Raw genomic sequence first — 16,681 nt, forward strand, 5'->3', positions numbered from 1 at the left:
GAGCATCCGCATGATCGTCGGGATCGGGGTCGACGTCGTCGACCTGACCCGCTTCGAGCGCTCGCTCGCCCGGACGCCGGCCCTCCGGGGCCGGCTCTTCGGCGACCACGAGACCGTGCTGCGAGACGGCGCACCCCGCCAGGTGCCGTCGCTCGCCGCCCGGTTCGCGGCGAAGGAGGCTCTGATCAAGGCGCTCGGCGGCTCGACCGGCGTGTCATGGCACGACATCGTCGTGCTCTCCGACGAGCAGGGCGCGCCGTCGCTGACGCTGACGGGCGGGGCGCGTGCGCTCGCCGACGCCCGTGGCGTCGCGCGGCTGCACCTCTCGCTCAGCCACGACGGGGGCGTCGCCGTCGCCTACGTGATCGCCGAGGGCGCCGACACGACGACCGCAGCACCGGTCGGCCCGGCCGAGCCGGCCCGCTCGCCCGCACCGGGCACCCCGAACCGAGACGAACCCGAGGAGGCGGTCAGCGCGTGACGCAGGACGTCAAGATCACCGTCGACACGTCGGCGCTCCGGCACAACGTGGCGGTGCTGCGCGAGGCCGTCGCCCCGCACGCCGTCATGGTCGTCGTCAAGGCCAACGCCTACGGGCACGGCGCCGTCGAGTCGGCGAGGGCCTTCGTCGACGCCGGGGTCGACTGGCTCGGGGTCGCCGACCTCGAGGAGGCCCTCGAGCTGCGCCGTGCGGGGATCACCGCGCCGATCCTCGCCTGGCTGCACGCGCCGGGCGAGACGTTCGAGTCGGCCGCGGCGCACGACGTGACGCCCGCGGTGTCCGACCTGGCCCAGCTCGAGGCGGCGGCGGCCGCGGGCGTCCGCGCCGTGCACCTCTGCGTCGACACCGGGCTGAGCCGCAACGGCGCCGTCGAGACCGAGTGGCCCGCGTTCTTCCGCCGAGCGGCGGAACTCGCCGACCGCCTCCCGATCGAGGGTCTGATGAGTCATCTCTCGAACGCCTCGCCCGAAGAGGACGGCCGACAGGCGGCGGCGTTCGTCCGCGCCACGGGGGTGCTGGGCGGGCTGGGCGTCGAGCCGAGGCTGCTGCACCTCGCCGCCTCGGCCGCGGGTCTCAGCTACCCGGGCACCCGCTACGGGCTCGTGCGCTTCGGCCTCGCCGCCTACGGCCTCAGCCCCTTCGCCGGTCGCTCGGCCGCCGAGTGGGGGCTCCGCCCCGCCCTCGCCCTGTCCGCCCCGGTCACCACCGTCAAGCGCGTGCCCGCCGGCGAGGGCGTGTCGTACGGCTACGTGTTCCGGCCCGAGCGCGACACGACGATCGCGGTCGTGCCGGTCGGCTACTCCGACGGCGTCGATCGGGCCGCGAGCGATCGGGCGTCGGTGACGATCGGCAGCCGCACCTACCGGGTCCGTGGTCGTATCGCCATGAACGCCCTCGTCATCGACGTCGGCGACGACCCCGTCGAGGTCGGCGACGACGTCGTCCTGTTCGGCGACCCCGCGGCCGGGCACCAGGGCGCGGCCGACTGGGCCACCGCCTCCGGGGGGATCACCTACGAGACCGTCGCCTGCCTGTCGGGCGCCCTGACCCGGAGGTACGTATGAGCACGGGCTACCTGCGTCGCGCGACCGTGGATCTCGCCGCCTACCGGGCCAACCTCGAGTCCCTCGTCGAGCGTCTCGCGCCCGTCGAGGTGCTGGCCATCGTCAAGGCCGACGCCTATTCGAACGGCATCGACGTCATGGTGCCCGAGGCCGTGGCGGCGGGCATCCGCTGGTTCGGCACGGTCGAGCTGGAGCCCGCCCTCCGGCTGCGCCGCGCCGGCATCGCCCTCGAGGCGTCGTTCTTCGCCTGGCAGCTCGGCCCCGACGACGACTACGCGGGCGCCGTCGAGCACGGCGTCGACCTCGGCGTCTCGACCCTCGACCAGCTCGAGCGCTTCGCCGAGGCCGCGCGCGACGCCGGCCGCATGGCCCTCGTGCACCTGACCATCGACACCGGTCTGCATCGCGAGGGCTGCCTGCCCGCCGACTGGGCCGAGCTGGTGACCCGGGCGGTGACCCTCCGCGACGAGGGCGTGGTGCGCCTCCGCGGGGCCTTCTCGCACGTCTCCGAGACGAGCGAGGCCGACGATCACGCGGCCTCGGTCGTGTTCCGCAAGGCGCTCGCCGACGCCGAGGCCCTCGGGGCGACCTTCGAGAAGCGCCACATGTCGTCGAGCTCGGCCGGCATGGAGCACCCCGAGCGGCGCTTCGACATGGTCCGCATGGGGTCGAACGGCTACGGGATCCCCGTCACCGAGGGGGTCAGCGCGAGCGATCGCGGTCTCCGCCCCGTGCTGACCCTCAGCGCCTGCGTCGTGCGGGTGAAGCGCGTGCCCGCCGGCACCGGGGTGTCGTACGACTACACGTACCGCACCGACCGCGACACGACCCTCGCCCTCGTGCCGATCGGCTACGCCGACGGGGTGAGCCGTCGCGCGCAGCACGGCGTCGAGGTGACCGTGCGCGGGCGCCGCTACCCGATCGTCGGTCGGGTCGCGATGGACCAGTTCCTGATCGACGTCGGCGACGACCCGATCGAGGTCGGCGACGAGGTGCTGCTCTTCGGCCCGGGCGACGGCGGCGAGCTGACCATCGGCGAATGGGCCGACGCGACCGACACGATCCCCGAAGAGGTCTCGTGCCGCATCGGGGCCCGTGTGCCACGCGTCTACCTGGGCCGTCGGGGATGACCGCGAACGACCTCCCGCTCTACGACGGGCCGGTCGCCGACACCGAGACGATGGAGGGGCTGGGTCGTCGTCTCGGTCGGCTGCTCGGGGCCGGCGATCTGGTCGTGCTGACCGGGCCGCTCGGCGCCGGCAAGACGACCTTCACCCGCGGCGTCGGCGAGGGGCTGCAGGTGCGCGGGCAGATCGCGAGCCCGACGTTCGTGCTGGCGCGCACGCATCCCAGCGCCACGGGCGTCCCGCTGGTGCACGTCGACGCGTACCGGCTGGGCGGCGCGGCCGAGCTGGACGACCTCGACCTCGACTTCGAGGGCTCGGTCGTCGTGGTCGAGTGGGGCGCCGGTCTGCTCGACGGGGTCGCCGAGTCGTGGATCGAGGTGGTCATCGAGCGACCGACGGGTGCCGGCGCCGACGCCGCGCGCGAACCCGACGCGGCGAGCGTCCCCCTCGATCTCGACCCAGACGCCGACCCCGACGCCACCGTCGACGAGCCGCGCCACGTGACCATCACGATGTACGGCCCTCGCTGGGCCGACCTCTAGACGAGCGGCGGGCGGCCGAGGAGGCGCGGGTCGTCTCGAGTCGACCGCCTACGATTGACCCGTGATCCTGGCCATCGACACCTCCGCGGGAACGACCGTCGCCGTCGTCGACCGCGACCGCGGCGTGCTCGCGGAGCGCACCGAGTCCGACACCCGACGGCACGCCGAGGTGGTCGGCAGCCTGATCGAGTCGGCCCTCGCCGGGGCCGGTGTCGCCCCCGCGGATCTCAGCGCCGTCGTCGCCGGGGTCGGGCCGGGCCCGTACACGGGTCTCCGGGTCGGCATCGTCGCCGCGCGGGTCTTCGCCTTCGGCGTCGGGCGCCCCTGCCTGGCGCTCGCGAGCCACGACGCCATCGCCTTCGCGCGGCTCACGGCGGGCGAGGGCGGCAGCGGGTCGGTCGCCGTGCCGAGCGGCCGCGTCGACGCGCCCCTCGTGGTCGTGACCGACGCCCGTCGTCGCGAGGTCGCGTGGACCGCGTATCGCGGGCTCGACGACGAGGGGCTGCCGGTGCGGGTCGAGGGCCCGTCGCTCGTGAAGCCGGCCGACCTCGACGACGCGCTGGGCTCCTCCTCGGCGTCGCCTCGGACCGATCCCGATGACACCGTCGTGTCGGCGGCGGCCCTCGGGATGCTCGCCGAGCGGATGTTCGAGCACGGCCGCGGGTTCGCCGACCCGGCTCCGCTCTACCTCCGCGAGCCCGACGTCACCGTCTCGGCGGGCCCGAAGCCGGTCGGTCGATGACGTTCCGCACACGTCGCGCCACGATCGACGACCTCGACGGGATCATGGCGCTCGAGACGTCGGTCTTCGTCACCGACGCCTGGTCGCGCGAGGGCATGGCCCACGAGCTGGCCTCGCCCGACGGGTGGTACCTGGTGGCCGAGGCCGAGGCCGAGGCCGAGGCCGGTGCCAAGACCGACACCGGTGATGGGACCGGCGCCGACACCGGCATCGTCGGTTACTCGGGGCTCCTGGCGCTGCCCGGCGCACCCGACGCCGACGTCCAGACGATCGCGGTCGTGCCCGGGGCCCGGCGGCACGGGCTGGGCCGCACCCTGATGACCGCGATGATCGACGAGGCGCGGCGCCGCCGGGTCCGAGAGGTGTTCCTCGAGGTCCGTGCCGACAACCCCGGCGCCCAGCGCCTCTACGCCTCGCTCGGGTTCGAGTCGATCGCGGTGCGCCCGCGCTACTACATGCCCGACGGGGTCGACGCGGTCGTGATGCGCCTCACCATGGTGACCTCCTCCGACGACGCGCCCGCACAGACAGGACCCTCCTCGTGAACCCGACCCGTGCCTCCTCGGCTCCCCGCTCCGCCGACTCGTGGGACGGCGCCGGCTCGTCGACGGGCCCGCTCGTGCTCGGCATCGAGACGAGCTGCGACGAGACCGGCGTCGGCATCGTCCGCGGCACGACCCTGCTCGCGAACGTCATCTCGTCGTCGATGGACGACCACGCGCGCTACGGCGGCGTCGTCCCCGAGGTGGCCGCACGGGCGCACCTCGACGCGATGCAGCCGGCCCTCGAGGCCGCACTCGCCGAGGCGGGCGTCACGCTCGACGAGCTCGACGCGATCGCGGTGACGAGCGGCCCGGGTCTGGCCGGCGCGCTGATGGTCGGCGTGGGCGCGGCCAAGGCCCTCGCGCTCGCCACCGGCAAGCCGCTCTACGCGGTGAACCACCTCGTCGGGCACGTCGGCGCCGACGTGCTGCGGGCCGACGGCAGCGAGCTCGAGCTGCCGACCATCGCGCTGCTGGTCTCGGGCGGGCACACGTCGCTGCTGCACGTGCGCGATCTCGTCGACGACGTCGAGCTGCTCGGCGAGACCATCGACGACGCCGCCGGAGAGGCCTTCGACAAGGTCGCGCGCCTCCTCGGCCTGCCCTACCCCGGCGGCCCGCAGATCGATCGCGTCGCCGCCGACGGGGACCCGGCCGCGATCCGGTTCCCCCGAGGGCTGACGCTGCCGAAGGACCTCGTCAGGCACCGATACGACTTCTCGTTCTCGGGGCTGAAGACCGCCGTGGCCCGCTGGGTCGAACGCCGACGGGACGAAGGAGGCGCGGTGCCGGTCGCCGACGTCGCCGCATCGTTCCGCGAGGCCGTCGCCGACGTGCTGCTCACCAAGGCGCTGGCCGCCTGCGTCGACCTGGGCGTGCCGCGCCTGCTGCTCGGCGGGGGAGTGGTCGCGAACGCCCGCGTGCGGCAGCTCGCCCTCGAGCGCTGCGAGGCGGCGGGCGTCGAGCTGCGCGTGCCGCCGCTGTCGCTCTGCACCGACAACGGGGCGATGATCGCGGCCCTGGGGGCGCAGCTCGTCGCCCGCGGGCACGCGCCGTCGCCGCTCGACTTCGGCGCCGACTCGACGCTGCCCGTGACGACGGTGCAGGCGGTCTGAGCCGACGGGGCGTGGGGCGTGGGGGCCCTCAGGGCGGAGCGCGGGCGGGTCCGCGTAGGCTCGGGGCCACTCAGACAGAAGGAGACCTCGGCATGACCGACCACGACCCGGCCCGCCAGGGCCCGCAGAACCCCCCGGCGCCTCAGTACCCGCAGTACCCGCAGGGTTCGCAGAGCACGCAGGGGCAGCCCGGCGGCCAGCCGCAGCAGCAGCCGTATCAGCAGAACCCCTATCAGGGGCAGGCCCAGGGGCAGGGCGGCTACGGGCAGGGCGGCTACGGCGGCCAGTCGCCGAAGACCAACGTGCTGGCCATCGTGTCGCTCGTCGCGAGCATCCTGAGCTCGTTCGTCTTCAGCATCGTCGCCATCGTCACGGGCCACATCTCGCTGCGCCAGATCAAGCGGACCGGCGAGCAGGGCAAGGTCATGGCGATCATCGGCCTCGTGCTCGGCTACCTCGGCCTGCTCGGCGCGATCGCCGTCGTCGTGTTCTTCATCGTCGCGATCGCCGCCGGCGGATTCGCGTACGACCAGAGCTACGAGTCCGGGTTCTGATCACTCCGAGTCCACTCATCGACGACGTCGATACCATGACGGGGTCCGCGCTCACCGGCGCGGGCCCCCTCGTGCATCGGGCGCTCGTCCGTCCGTCACGACCGCCGCACCGCACTCGAAAGGGTCCTCATGGCCACCGACGACACGACACCTCCCGGCCCGGTCCCTCCGGCCTCCACCCCCTCGCCCGCGCCGTCGGGGTCCGAGACGTCGGGCTCGTCGGGGGCTGATCGGTCGGGTGCCGAGTCGTCGGGCGCTGATCCCGCGGTCGCGACCGCCGAGGGCGGGGCGGCGTCGCCGTCGCTGCCCCCGACCGCGTACCCCGGGGCTCCCACCCAGCCCGCGCCTCCGACCCAGCCCGCGCCTCCTGCCGGGTCACGACCGGTCGCCGACCCGTTCGTCGCGCCGGGGCAGCAGGCCTCTCCGGTCGGGTCCGCTCCTGCGCCGCAGGGGCCTCCCGGGTCGGCGCCCTACGGCGCGGGTCCGCAGGGGCAGTACGGCCAGTACGGGCAGCCGGGGCAGTACGGACGACCCGCGCCCGGTCAGCAGGCCTCCGACGGACCCCAGCCGTCGTCGGGTGGTCAGCAGTACGGGGCGCCGACACGGCCCGGTCAGTCGCCGTTCGGCGAGCAGCCGGGCGGGGGAGCGCCGTACGGCGCCGCTCCGCAGCAGCCCTATGGTGCGCAGCAGGGCCAGCAGGGCCAGCAGCAGTACGGACGCCCGCAGCCTTACGGCGCTCCGCAGTACGGAGCCCCGCAGAACGGGAGCCCGCAGTACGGCGCCCCGCAGTACGGCGCCCCGCAGAACGGAGCCCCGCAGTACGGCGCCCCGCAGCCCTACGGCTCGCAGTACGCCACCTATCAGCAGGGTGGCGCTCCCAGGCCCTCGAGTCTGCTGAGCATCCTGTCGATGTCGGGGTCGATCCTCGGCGTGTTGATGTCGCTGGTGCTCTTCGGGTCGGGAGTCCTCTTCTCGATCGCCGGCGTGGTGCTCGGTCACGTGGGGCAGAAGCGCGAACGCCATGCGCGTGGCTTCTGGCTGACGGGTCTCATCACCGGCTACGTGGGCATCGGCCTGTCGCTCCTGATCATCGGCGCCTGGGTGCTGTTCTTCAACGTGCTCTCGGAGATGCCGTCGACCGGCGACGGGTACTACAGCGGCACCTGAGCCGCAGACCCGGCTCCGCGACGGAGGCCGCCGCACCCTCGGGTGCGGCGGCCTCCGTCGTCGTGGCGGGGGTCAGGCGCGTTCGCAGAGCAGCGTCGTGTGCCGCCCGGCGACCCTGGTCAGCACGAGCGTGGCCGACCCCGAACCCTGCAGCGAGAGGCGCTTGCGGAACGTGGCGGGGTCGACGTCGACTCCCCGCTTCTTGATCTCGAGGCGGCCGATGCCCCGCGTCCGCAGCTCGCGCTTGAGGGTCCGCTCGTCGAGGGGGAACGTCTCGATCACCCGGAAGCCCTGGGCGAACGGGGTCTCGATCCGCTGGTCGGTCGTCAGCCAGGCGATGTCGCGGCTGATCATGCGGGCGTCGATCGAGCGGGCCAGGTCGCCGATCAGACGAGCGCGGATCACGGCGCCGTCGGGTTCGTACAGCCATTCGCCGAGGTCGCCCACCTCGACGTCGTCCGAGTCGGCGGGCGCCGTCAGCTCCGCCGCCCCGGAGGCGCTGATCACCAGGGCGGACCGGCCCACCCCGGCCCGTGCGAGCGGTCCGAACCAGACCCCGGCCTCGACCACGTCGCGATCGACCGAGATCCACTGGCACTCGGCGTCGCGGGGCAGGAGGTCGCGGTCGATCCCCGGTCCGAGCTTCACGCCCGTCGGCAGGCGTTCGGCGAAGGCGAACGCGACGTCGAGCGACGGCGACCAGTCGGCGGGGTCGGCGATCCGCTTCGTGGCGCTGTGCCCGCCGGTGCGGCGCGCCGGGTCGAGGAACACCCCCTGCACATCGGTCAGGTCGGTCGTCTCGGCGTCGCCCTGACGGACTCGCGACGACGACCACGGGGACAGGTTGTACGACGCCACGGCGGCGGTCACCTCGTCGCGGTCGACGGCCAGCACGTCGAGGTCGAGGGCCGCGAAGGCCAGGGCGTCGCCGCCGATGCCGCAGCCGAGGTCGGCGACGCTGGTGAGTCCGGCCGAGCGGTAGCGGTCGGCATGGCGGGCGGCGACGCCGAGGCGCGTGGCCTGCTCGAGACCGGCCTCGGTGAAGAGCATGCGACTGGCGAACTCGCCGAACTTCCCCTCCGCCTTGCTGCGGAGGCGCGCCTGGGTCAGCACGGCCGACACGCGCTCGGCGGGGTGGCCCTGCTTCCGCAGCGCGGCGACCGACGACACGACGTCGTCGGAGGCCCGCCACGGGGGGAGGGAGTCGAGCAGCCGCAGCCCCTCGGGAGAGAGGACTTCGAGCAGCTCCGACGCATCCATGTCGTCCAGTCTCACGCATCCGCCGAGGTCCGGGGCCCGGGGTCGACGAGACCGACGCGCATCACTGGCACTCGGATTGACCGAGTGCCAGTGACGCCCTACAGTTGTTTCTGGCACTCGCACGTGGCAAGTGCCAACCCACGTTTTTCGAAGTTCCGAGAAAGTAGAGGCAACCGTGTCGGTCTCCATCAAGCCGCTCGAAGATCGCATCGTCATCCAGCAGGTCGAAGCCGAGCAGACCACGGCTTCCGGCCTTGTGATCCCCGACACCGCGAAAGAGAAGCCCCAAGAGGGCGACGTCGTCGCCGTCGGTCCGGGTCGCATCGACGACAACGGCAACCGTGTGCCGCTCGACGTCGCCGTCGGCGACAAGGTCATCTACAGCAAGTACGGCGGAACCGAGGTCAAGTACGGCGGAGAGGACTTCCTCGTCCTCTCGGCTCGCGACGTCCTCGCCGTCGTCGTCCGCTAGTCGTTCGACACAGCTCCTCGAGAACCCCCGCTTCGGCGGGGGTTCTCGTCGTTGAGGGGGACCGCAGGAGGCGCGGGTCGCCTCCTCCACAGGTCGCGCCTCCCGAGAGAGGCGGTCGGACGCGCCACCCTGTCGGAGGTGGACGTGTCGCGGTGTCGGTCGCCCGGCCTACAGTCGTGACGTGACCACCAGCCGCCCCCGCGCCTCCTCGGCTTCCGCCGCCCCGCTCGTCTCCGAGACGCAGGGTGGCGGCTCGCCCGGTGCCGCCGGCGGGGCCGCCCGATCCGGGCTCGCGTTCGCGGTCGGCGCCTACGGTCTCTGGGGCGTCCTGCCCGTGTTCTTCCTGCTGATGTCGCCGTCGGGGCCGTTCGAGATCGTCGCCTGGCGCATCGTCTTCTCCCTCGTGTTCTGCCTCGCGCTGCTCGCAGCGACCAGGGGGTTTCCCGCGTTCGTCCGCCTGCTGCGGCAGCCCCGCCTCGTCGCGACCATGGGGCTCGCCGGCGTGTTCATCGTCGTCAACTGGACGGTCTTCATCACCGCCGCCCTCGCCGGGCACGTCGTCGAGGCCGCTCTGGGGTACTTCATCAACCCGATCGTGACCGTGCTGCTGGCCGTCGTCGTCCTGCGCGAGCGGTTGCGCCCCGCGCAGTGGGCGGCCGTCGCCCTCAGCGGCGTCGCCGTGCTGGTCATCGCGATCGGCACCGGCGACGTGCCGTGGGTGTCGCTCGTGCTCGCGTCCTCGTTCGGTCTCTACGGTCTCGTCAAGAAGCAGGTCGGCGGGCGGGTCGACGCCATCGGCGGTCTCACGCTCGAGACGATGCTGATGACCCCGGTCGCCGGGGCGGCGCTCGTCGTCATGGCCGTCACGGGGGTCGGCGGCGGGGTCGTCTTCGGCTCCGTCTCGGTCGTCCACACCCTGACCGTGATCAGCTCGGGCGTCGTCACCGCGGTGCCGCTGCTCCTCTTCGCCGCAGCCGCGCGTCGTCTCCCTCTGGCCACGATCGGTCTCACGCAGTACCTCGCACCGGTGCTGCAGCTGATCGTCGGCGTGGTGCTGCTGCACGAAGAGATGCCGGTCACCCGCTGGATCGGCTTCGCGATCGTCTGGGTCGCGCTCATCGTGCTCTCCACCGACGCGGTGCGATCGTCGCGGCGGAATCGCGGTATTGAGCGCAAGTCACGAATTGCTAACGAAACGGTCCAGTGACGACCAGAACACACGCCAGAAACAATCCAGCCCTAGTTTCTACTCAATCGCGAGGACCGTCTGCCTAGTGTCGGTCCGGCTCTCCGCGCTTCACGAAAGGGACTACGGATGATCCGATCCACCAAAGGCCTGAAGGCTCTGGCGCTCGCAGGGGCCGCCTCCGTCTTGCTGGCCGCCTGTTCGTCGACGTCGTCGACTCCGGAGGACGGCGCGTCGTCGTCGCCTTCGGCTTCGCAGAAGGCCGACCCCGCAGCATCGTGCGAGGCTCCCAGCAGCCCCGGACAGGACGCGCTCCGCATCGGCACGATCCTGCCGAACACGGGAACCCTCGCCTACCTCGCTCCGCCCGCCGAGGCCGGCATCGGTCTCGCCGTCGAGGACATCAACGCCGCCGGTGGCGTGCTCGACCAGGACGTCACGGTCGAACCCCGCACCGACTCCGGCGACAGCAACGACCTCACCGTCTCGAGTGCCGCAGCGACGCAGCTCATCGACGCGAAGGTCCCGGTCGCGATCGGCGCCGAGTCGTCCAGCGTCACGCTGAACGTCATCGACCAGCTGACCGCCGCCTGCATCGTCGAGATCTCGCCCGCCAACACGGCGTCCTCGCTCAGCGGCTACTCGTCGTACTACTTCCGCACCGCGCCGCCGGACTCCGTCCAGGGGTCGGCGCTCGGCACCCAGATCGTCAACGACGGTCGAGCCAACGTCGCGTTCCTCGTCTTCAACGACACCTACGGCACCGGTCTCCGCGACTCCGTGCAGGAGTCCGTCGAGGCCTCGGGCGGCACCGTCGTCTACGGCGGCACCGGCGAAGGCCAGGAGTTCCCTCCCGGTCAGACCACCTTCTCGTCCGAGGTGACGGCGGCCCTGGCCACCGACCCCGACGCGATCGTGATCCTCGCGTTCGACGAGACCAAGTCGATCGTCCCCGAGCTCGTCGCCCAGGGTGCGGACATGACCAGCATCTACATGTCCGACGGCAACACGGCCGACTACAGCGAGGACTTCGACCCGGGCACCCTCGAGGGCGCCCAGGGCACCATCCCCGGTGCGTTCCCGTCGTCCGACCTGCAGGAGCGCTTCAACACCTACTACCAGGAGAGCGCGGGCTCGGCGCTGACCGACTACTCGTACGCACAGGAGTCGTACGACGCCACCATGCTCGCCGCGCTCGCCGCGGTGAAGGGCGGCGGAACGGACTCCGGCACCATCCAGGCCAACATGGCTGCGGTGTCGGGTGCTGACGGCGGTACCGAGTGCTCGACCTTCGCCGACTGCAAGACGGCGATCGAGGCCGGCGACGACATCTCCTACACCGGCCCCTCGGGCATCGGAGCATTCGACGACCAGAACGACCCGTCGAGCGCCTTCATCGGCATCTACAAGTTCGACGGCGACAACAAGATCGTCTACCAGACGGCGGTCGAGGGCACGGTCCAGTAACTCGGTCCCCTCTTCTGCGGAGGCCCCGGCGCGTATGCGCCGGGGCCTCCGTCGTGCGCCCGGGGCCTCCGTCGTGCGCCCGGGTGCCGTCGCCGGCCCGCACCTCACCGCCTGGGTGGTCGGAAACGGCCCTTCGCGGCGTGCGGAACGGCGCTTTCCGCCCACCGTGGGGGGCGCGGCACGGGGGCGCGTGCGGGGCGCAGCGTCGTGCGTGCGTCGGTAATCAGAAGTTGCCCTTCGCGGCGTGCGGAACGGCGCTTTCCGCCCACCCTGGGGTCGCAGGGCGGACGATGCCGCACCGCACGACACGCGCGCCGCAGCGCGACCCCACCCCGCACGCACGACGGAGGCCCCGCACGACGAGCGTGCGGGGCCTCCGGGCGATGCGGGTGACGCGTCAGTGCGAGTCGTCGACGTCCTTCGCGAGCGTGCCCAGGTAGAGCTCGATCACCTTCGGGTCGTCGGCGAGCTCGCGGCCGGTGCCCGAGTACGCGTTGCGCCCCTGGTCGAGAACGTAGCCGCGGTCGCAGATCTGCAGGCAGCGGCGGGCGTTCTGCTCGACCATGATCACCGAGACGCCGGCCTTGTTGATGCGGCGGGTGCGGATGAACGTCTCGTCCTGGCGCACCGGCGACAGGCCCGCGGACGGCTCGTCGAGCAGCAGCACCTTCGGGTCCATCATGAGCGCGCGCGCCATGGCGACCGACTGCCGCTCACCGCCCGAGAGCGATCCGGCCCGCTGACCACGACGGTCGGCGAGCACCGGGAACAGGTCGTAGATGTACTCGAGCCGCTCGGCGAACTTCTTGGGGCGCAGGAACATCCCCATCTGCAGGTTCTCCTCGATGGTCAGCGACGGGAACACGTTGTTCGTCTGCGGCACGAAGCCGACGCCGGCCTGCACCAGCTTGTTGGCCTTGAGGTTCGTGATGTCCTCGCCGCCGAGGGTGACGGCGCCCGAGTGGATCTTGACGAGGCCGAACAGCGCCTTCAGCAGGGTCGACTTGCCGGCGCCGTTCGGGCCGATGATGCCGATCAGCTCGCCCGGGTAGCAGACCAGGTCGCAGCCGTTCAGGATGTTGACCCCGGGCAGGTAGCCCGCCACGAGGTCGCTGGCGTTCATGATCGGTTCGATGCCCGCGAACTTCTCGGTTCCCGGGTGCATCTGCGTGGTCGAGGCGCTCATGCCTTCTTGTCTCCGGTCTGCTGGTCGTCCGCCGCGTTGGTGGCGGCGGGGGTCGAGGGGTCGGGTGAGCCGGGCAGATCGCGTCCGGCGATGCCGCCGCCGGTGGCCGAGGAGGCGCTGGTCGCGTCGTCCGCGCGGGCCGCGTCCTCTGCGGCCACCTCCTGCTCGAGCTCCTCGAGCACCGCGTCCGTCAGCAGCGAGTCGTCGCCCAGGTCGGTGTCGTGGTGCGCACCGAGGTAGGCGTCGATCACGGCCTGGTCGTCCATGACGGTGTCGGCCGGGCCCTCGGCCACGACCTTGCCCTCGGCCATCACGATCACCCAGTCCGAGATGTGGCGCACCATGTGCATGTCGTGCTCGACGAAGAGCACCGTGGTGCCCTCGTCGCGCAGGCTCTGGATGTGACCGAGCAGCGACTGCGTCAGGGCCGGGTTCACGCCGGCCATCGGCTCGTCGAGCATGATCATCTCGGGGTCGCTCATGAGGGCGCGGGCCATCTCGAGCAGCTTGCGCTGACCGCCCGACAGGCTGCCGGCGTAGTCGTCGCGCTTGTCGTCGAGCTTGAACCGCTTTAGCAGATCTTCGGCCTTCGCGGTGATCTCGCGCTCGCGGGCCTTCCAGAGCGGCGGGACGATGCCGACGAAGAAGTTCTCGCCGGGCTGGTCGCGGGCTCCGAGCAGCATGTTCTGCATCACGGTCAGGCGAGACAGCGCCTTCGTCAGCTGGAAGGTGCGCACCATGCCGGCGCGCGCCACCTTGGCGGCGCCGACGTTGCCCATCGGCTTGCCGTCGAAGACCCACTTCGCCGTGCCCTCGCCGCGGTTGAACGCGGTGGGGGCCGACGAGGCCTTGTCGAAGCCGGTCAGCAGGTTGAAGAAGGTCGTCTTGCCGGCCCCGTTCGGGCCGATCAGCGCCGTGATCGCGCCGCGCTGCACCTCCACGTGTCCGACGTCGACGGCGGTCATGCCGCCGAAGCGACGGACGACGTTGTCGACGGTCAGGATGGGGTCGGGCTTCGACGAGCCCGGGGTGCGGTCGACGCCGGTCAGCTTGGCGCGGAGGGCGTCGCGGTCGTAGTCGTAGCCGGCCTTGCGTGCGCGGCCACCGGTCGTGGTTGTCTCAGACACTGAACGACAGCTCCTTCTTGTTACCGAGGATCCCCTGTGGCCTGAAGATGATCAGGCACATGAGGGCGACGCCGACGAGCACGTACGAGAACTGGTCGGCCTGTTGGTTGCTCATGATGCTCGCGGGGATGAAGTCGCCGGCCAGGGTGCGGATCAGCAGTCGGACCACGAAGAACAGGATCGCGCCGAGCACCGGCCCGAACACGGTCGCGGCGCCGCCGAGCAGCAGGGCCGTCCAGATGAAGAAGGTCGTCGAGCGGCCGAGCGCGTCGGGCTGCACCGACGAGGGCAGCACGTAGATGATCCCGGCGAGCGAGCCGATCACACCACCGAAGACCAGCGCCTGCATCTTGTACGAGAAGACGTTCTTTCCGAGGCTGCGCACGGCGTCCTCGTCTTCGCGGATGCCCTTCAGCACACGACCCCAGGGGCTGCGGCTGAGCAGGAACACGATCACGCAGAGCAGGGCGACGAGGCCCCAGGCCACGATGCGGATCCACCAGCCGCTGACCCCGTTGTTGTCGTAGGTGAACCAGAGGATCGTGGTCTGACCGTCGGGCAGGGGCGAGAGGGCGGTGAAGGCGTCACGGTACGACGAGCCGGTGATGCCGTTCGAGCCGCCGGTGACGTCGGTGAGGATGCTCGATCTGCCGACCATGCGGATGATCTCCGCCGCGCAGATGGTGACGATGGCGAGGTAGTCGCCCCTCAGCTTCAGGGTCGGCACGCCGAGGATGAGCGCGAAGATCACCCCGCAGAGCAGACCGATCAGCACGGCCACCCCGATCGGCAGACCGCTGGTCAGCGAGATGGCGAAGCCGTAGGCGCCGACCAGGAGGAAGGCGGCCTGACCCATGTTGATCAGCCCGGTGAAGCCGAAGTGGATGTTGAGGCCGATGGCCGCGAGGGCGAAGGCCGCCGTGGTGGGCGCGAGCGCCTCGCCGGTGAGGGCACGGAGCAGTGAGATGACGTAGTCCATGAGTAGTCCCCTTAACCGATCCGCTCGGCGCGACCGAAGATGCCCTGCGGCCTGAACAGCAGGATCACGATCAGGATCAGCAGCGCGGTGGCGTACTTGAAGTCACCCGGCAGCACCAGGTTGGTCAGTTCGACGATGACGCCGATGATGAGCGAGCCGGCGAGGGCGCCGAACGACGTCCCGAGTCCGCCCAGGGTCACCGCGGCGAACATGAGCAGCAGGATCTGCAGACCGGTCATCCAGTTGACGCCGTTCAGCACGAGCCCGAGCATGACGCCCGAGAGACCGGCGAGGGCGGCCGCGACCGTCCAGACCAGGCGGATGATGCGGTCGACGTCGATGCCTGAGGCCGCGGCGAGAGCCGGGTTGTCGGACACGGCGCGGGTGGCGCGACCGGTGCGGGTCTTCGTGAGGAAGAGCCCGGTCAGCACCAGCACGACGATCGAGATGCCCATGGCCACGTACGACTGCACCGTCAGGGTGATGCCCGCCAGGGTGACCGTCGACGGGTTCGCGGTCTGGATCCGCACGGTCGCGGCGCCGAAGAAGTACTGGAACGCGTACTGCAGCGCGATCGAGAGGCCGATGGTGACGATCATCAGCTGGGTGAGACTCAACCCCCGCCGTCGGAGGGGCTTCCAGATCGCCCAGTCCTGGATGAATCCGGTCGCGGCGCAGATCACGACGGTGATCATCGCGGCCAGGAAGATGTTCATGCCCAGCTGGTTCGCGAAGACGTAGGCCAGGAGGCCGCCGAGGGTCACCTGCTCGCCGTGCGAGAAGCTGCTGAGCCCGGTCGTGCCGTAGATCAGCGAGAGGCCGATGGCCGCCAGCGCGAGCAGCAGGCCGAGGCGGATGCCCGAGGCGAGCTGCTGACCGACGCGCTCCCAGTTGAAGGCGGCGGCCGAATCGCCGGTGGTGGCGCCCTCGGTCGCGCTGAGCTGGAAGATGACGCCGGCGTTGGCGCCGAGCGTTGCGTTGACCATGCGCTCGTCCTGCTCGGCGTTCGTCAGGAACTCGCCGTCGGGCAGCGAGTCGGTGTCGAGGGCGACCGTGTACTGACCGCCCTCGGTCACGGGCAGGGCCCAGCGGCCGGTGCCGTCGACCTCGGCCGTGCCCTCGAAGCCGCCGGGCCCCGTCACGGTGAGCACGACCCCTGAGGCGGGCTCGCCCTCGGAGGTGCGGATGCTGCCCTGGATGCAGGCCGTGGCGTCGTCGACGGTGCACGAGGCGGTCGCCCCGCCCTGGGCCCTGGCGGGCTCGGGCGCGATCATCACGGACAGGAAGGCGCCGGCGAGTGCGAGCAGCAGCGTCAGGACTGTGACGAACAGGGCTGGCCGCAACGGTGTCGGCGGAGCGATGGTCGTGTCGGGTTTCACGGAACCTCCTGGACAGGTGCCAGTCGGGGCGATGCCCCGGGTGCCGCTGGCTACCGTCGTTGGTGACGCTACTTTCGCCGTGTGTCGGCCATGTTTCGTGCACGACACAGGCAAGAGTCGAAAAATCGTCGCTGTTCTGTGACCTTCTTGCGCCTCCTCGGCCGTTTCGGACCGTCGAGCCCCGGAATGCAGGAGGCGCGGCGAGGGTTAACATCGACTACCGGCACTCGACGGCGATCCGGTGCACACCGCCCCCCATCCGCTCCTTCG

17 protein-coding genes are annotated in these 16,681 nt (G+C 71.4%); 11 read left to right on the forward strand and 6 right to left on the reverse strand.

Annotated features, from left to right (window positions below):
• Positions 1 to 10: 10 nt before the first annotated feature.
• From ACZ6JE_RS08425 to ACZ6JE_RS08460, 8 genes are all read left to right on the forward strand, one after another.
• Positions 11 to 481 (forward strand): holo-ACP synthase, encoded by a 471-nt coding sequence (locus tag ACZ6JE_RS08425; RefSeq protein WP_464318675.1) that lies wholly within the window; start codon positions 11 to 13, stop codon positions 479 to 481.
• The gene (gene alr, locus ACZ6JE_RS08430; RefSeq protein ID WP_192061053.1) at positions 478 to 1,566 is read left to right on the forward strand and encodes an alanine racemase; all 1,089 of its coding nucleotides are present in this window, start codon (positions 478 to 480) and stop codon (positions 1,564 to 1,566) included. Before ACZ6JE_RS08425 ends, alr (ACZ6JE_RS08430) begins: the two co-directional genes overlap by 4 nt.
• Entirely contained in the window at positions 1,563 to 2,696 is a 1,134-nt protein-coding gene (alr, locus tag ACZ6JE_RS08435) for an alanine racemase (protein ID WP_464318676.1), read from the forward strand. The genes alr (ACZ6JE_RS08430) and alr (ACZ6JE_RS08435) overlap by 4 nt, the downstream gene beginning before the upstream one ends.
• Positions 2,693 to 3,235: a tRNA (adenosine(37)-N6)-threonylcarbamoyltransferase complex ATPase subunit type 1 TsaE gene (gene tsaE, locus ACZ6JE_RS08440; protein ID WP_464318677.1), complete on the forward strand. Its 543-nt coding sequence runs from the start codon at positions 2,693 to 2,695 to the stop codon at positions 3,233 to 3,235. The genes alr (ACZ6JE_RS08435) and tsaE overlap by 4 nt, the downstream gene beginning before the upstream one ends.
• A gap of 61 nt (positions 3,236 to 3,296) precedes the next feature.
• Entirely contained in the window at positions 3,297 to 3,977 is a 681-nt protein-coding gene (gene tsaB / locus ACZ6JE_RS08445; protein WP_464318678.1) for a tRNA (adenosine(37)-N6)-threonylcarbamoyltransferase complex dimerization subunit type 1 TsaB, read from the forward strand.
• On the forward strand, positions 3,974 to 4,522 hold the full coding sequence (locus tag ACZ6JE_RS08450; protein ID WP_464318679.1) for a GNAT family N-acetyltransferase: 549 nt from the start codon (positions 3,974 to 3,976) through the stop codon (positions 4,520 to 4,522). The genes tsaB and ACZ6JE_RS08450 overlap by 4 nt, the downstream gene beginning before the upstream one ends.
• A 74-nt stretch (positions 4,523 to 4,596) precedes the next feature.
• Positions 4,597 to 5,634 (forward strand): tRNA (adenosine(37)-N6)-threonylcarbamoyltransferase complex transferase subunit TsaD, encoded by a 1,038-nt coding sequence (gene tsaD / locus ACZ6JE_RS08455; protein ID WP_464318709.1) that lies wholly within the window; start codon positions 4,597 to 4,599, stop codon positions 5,632 to 5,634.
• Between the two features lie 92 nt (positions 5,635 to 5,726).
• Positions 5,727 to 6,188: a DUF4190 domain-containing protein gene (locus ACZ6JE_RS08460; protein WP_192061057.1), complete on the forward strand. Its 462-nt coding sequence runs from the start codon at positions 5,727 to 5,729 to the stop codon at positions 6,186 to 6,188.
• A gap of 375 nt (positions 6,189 to 6,563) precedes the next feature.
• Here the strand turns inward: ACZ6JE_RS08460 and ACZ6JE_RS08465 are convergent, their stop codons facing one another.
• Positions 6,564 to 7,211, reverse strand: a complete 648-nt coding sequence (locus ACZ6JE_RS08465) for a pentapeptide repeat-containing protein (RefSeq protein WP_464318710.1) — start codon at positions 7,209 to 7,211, stop codon at positions 6,564 to 6,566.
• Positions 7,212 to 7,427: 216 nt separating this feature from the next.
• The gene (locus tag ACZ6JE_RS08470) at positions 7,428 to 8,615 is read right to left on the reverse strand and encodes a class I SAM-dependent methyltransferase (RefSeq protein WP_464318680.1); all 1,188 of its coding nucleotides are present in this window, start codon (positions 8,613 to 8,615) and stop codon (positions 7,428 to 7,430) included.
• Positions 8,616 to 8,790: 175 nt separating this feature from the next.
• Here ACZ6JE_RS08470 and groES point away from each other — a divergent pair, with 175 nt between their 5' ends.
• The 3 genes from groES (at position 8,791) to ACZ6JE_RS08485 (ending at position 11,740) form a co-directional block, all read left to right on the forward strand.
• Positions 8,791 to 9,087 (forward strand): co-chaperone GroES, encoded by a 297-nt coding sequence (gene groES, locus ACZ6JE_RS08475; RefSeq protein WP_192061059.1) that lies wholly within the window; start codon positions 8,791 to 8,793, stop codon positions 9,085 to 9,087.
• A 181-nt stretch (positions 9,088 to 9,268) separates the two neighbouring features.
• A complete protein-coding gene (gene rarD / locus ACZ6JE_RS08480; protein ID WP_464318681.1) occupies positions 9,269 to 10,294 on the forward strand; it encodes an EamA family transporter RarD in 1,026 nt (341 codons plus the stop codon).
• 108 nt (positions 10,295 to 10,402) lie between these two features.
• Positions 10,403 to 11,740 (forward strand): ABC transporter substrate-binding protein, encoded by a 1,338-nt coding sequence (locus ACZ6JE_RS08485; protein ID WP_192061061.1) that lies wholly within the window; start codon positions 10,403 to 10,405, stop codon positions 11,738 to 11,740.
• A 397-nt stretch (positions 11,741 to 12,137) separates the two neighbouring features.
• Here ACZ6JE_RS08485 and ACZ6JE_RS08490 read toward each other — a convergent pair whose 3' ends face one another.
• The 4 genes from ACZ6JE_RS08490 to ACZ6JE_RS08505 form a co-directional block, all read right to left on the reverse strand.
• On the reverse strand, positions 12,138 to 12,905 hold the full coding sequence (locus tag ACZ6JE_RS08490; RefSeq protein ID WP_371740764.1) for an ABC transporter ATP-binding protein: 768 nt from the start codon (positions 12,903 to 12,905) through the stop codon (positions 12,138 to 12,140).
• Positions 12,906 to 12,922: 17 nt separating this feature from the next.
• Complete coding sequence (locus tag ACZ6JE_RS08495; RefSeq protein ID WP_197981995.1) at positions 12,923 to 13,975, reverse strand: ABC transporter ATP-binding protein; 1,053 nt, start codon at positions 13,973 to 13,975, stop codon at positions 12,923 to 12,925.
• Positions 13,976 to 14,045: 70 nt separating this feature from the next.
• Positions 14,046 to 15,032 (reverse strand): branched-chain amino acid ABC transporter permease, encoded by a 987-nt coding sequence (locus tag ACZ6JE_RS08500; protein ID WP_192061064.1) that lies wholly within the window; start codon positions 15,030 to 15,032, stop codon positions 14,046 to 14,048.
• Positions 15,033 to 15,043: 11 nt separating this feature from the next.
• On the reverse strand, positions 15,044 to 16,411 hold the full coding sequence (locus tag ACZ6JE_RS08505) for a branched-chain amino acid ABC transporter permease (RefSeq protein WP_243215248.1): 1,368 nt from the start codon (positions 16,409 to 16,411) through the stop codon (positions 15,044 to 15,046).
• Between the last annotated feature and the right edge of the window lie 270 nt (positions 16,412 to 16,681).

Source organism: Frigoribacterium sp. AC759, from assembly GCF_979256015.1.

Excerpts from the sequence above, each read along its gene's own strand:
- ACZ6JE_RS08425 (WP_464318675.1), top strand. The coding sequence starts at position 11 with ATGATCGTCGGGATCGGGGTCGACGTCGTCGACCTGACCCGCTTCGAG.
- ACZ6JE_RS08460 (WP_192061057.1), top strand. The coding sequence starts at position 5,727 with ATGACCGACCACGACCCGGCCCGCCAGGGCCCGCAGAACCCCCCGGCG.
- ACZ6JE_RS08500 (WP_192061064.1), bottom strand. The coding sequence starts at position 15,032 with ATGGACTACGTCATCTCACTGCTCCGTGCCCTCACCGGCGAGGCGCTC.
- ACZ6JE_RS08490 (WP_371740764.1), bottom strand. The coding sequence starts at position 12,905 with ATGCACCCGGGAACCGAGAAGTTCGCGGGCATCGAACCGATCATGAAC.
- ACZ6JE_RS08485 (WP_192061061.1), top strand. The coding sequence starts at position 10,403 with ATGATCCGATCCACCAAAGGCCTGAAGGCTCTGGCGCTCGCAGGGGCC.
- tsaE (WP_464318677.1), top strand. The coding sequence starts at position 2,693 with ATGACCGCGAACGACCTCCCGCTCTACGACGGGCCGGTCGCCGACACC.
- ACZ6JE_RS08470 (WP_464318680.1), bottom strand. The coding sequence starts at position 8,615 with ATGGATGCGTCGGAGCTGCTCGAAGTCCTCTCTCCCGAGGGGCTGCGG.
- ACZ6JE_RS08465 (WP_464318710.1), bottom strand. The coding sequence starts at position 7,211 with ATGGCGTTCGCGCTTCTGCCCCACGTGACCGAGCACCACGCCGGCGAT.
- ACZ6JE_RS08450 (WP_464318679.1), top strand. The coding sequence starts at position 3,974 with ATGACGTTCCGCACACGTCGCGCCACGATCGACGACCTCGACGGGATC.
- alr (WP_464318676.1), top strand. The coding sequence starts at position 1,563 with ATGAGCACGGGCTACCTGCGTCGCGCGACCGTGGATCTCGCCGCCTAC.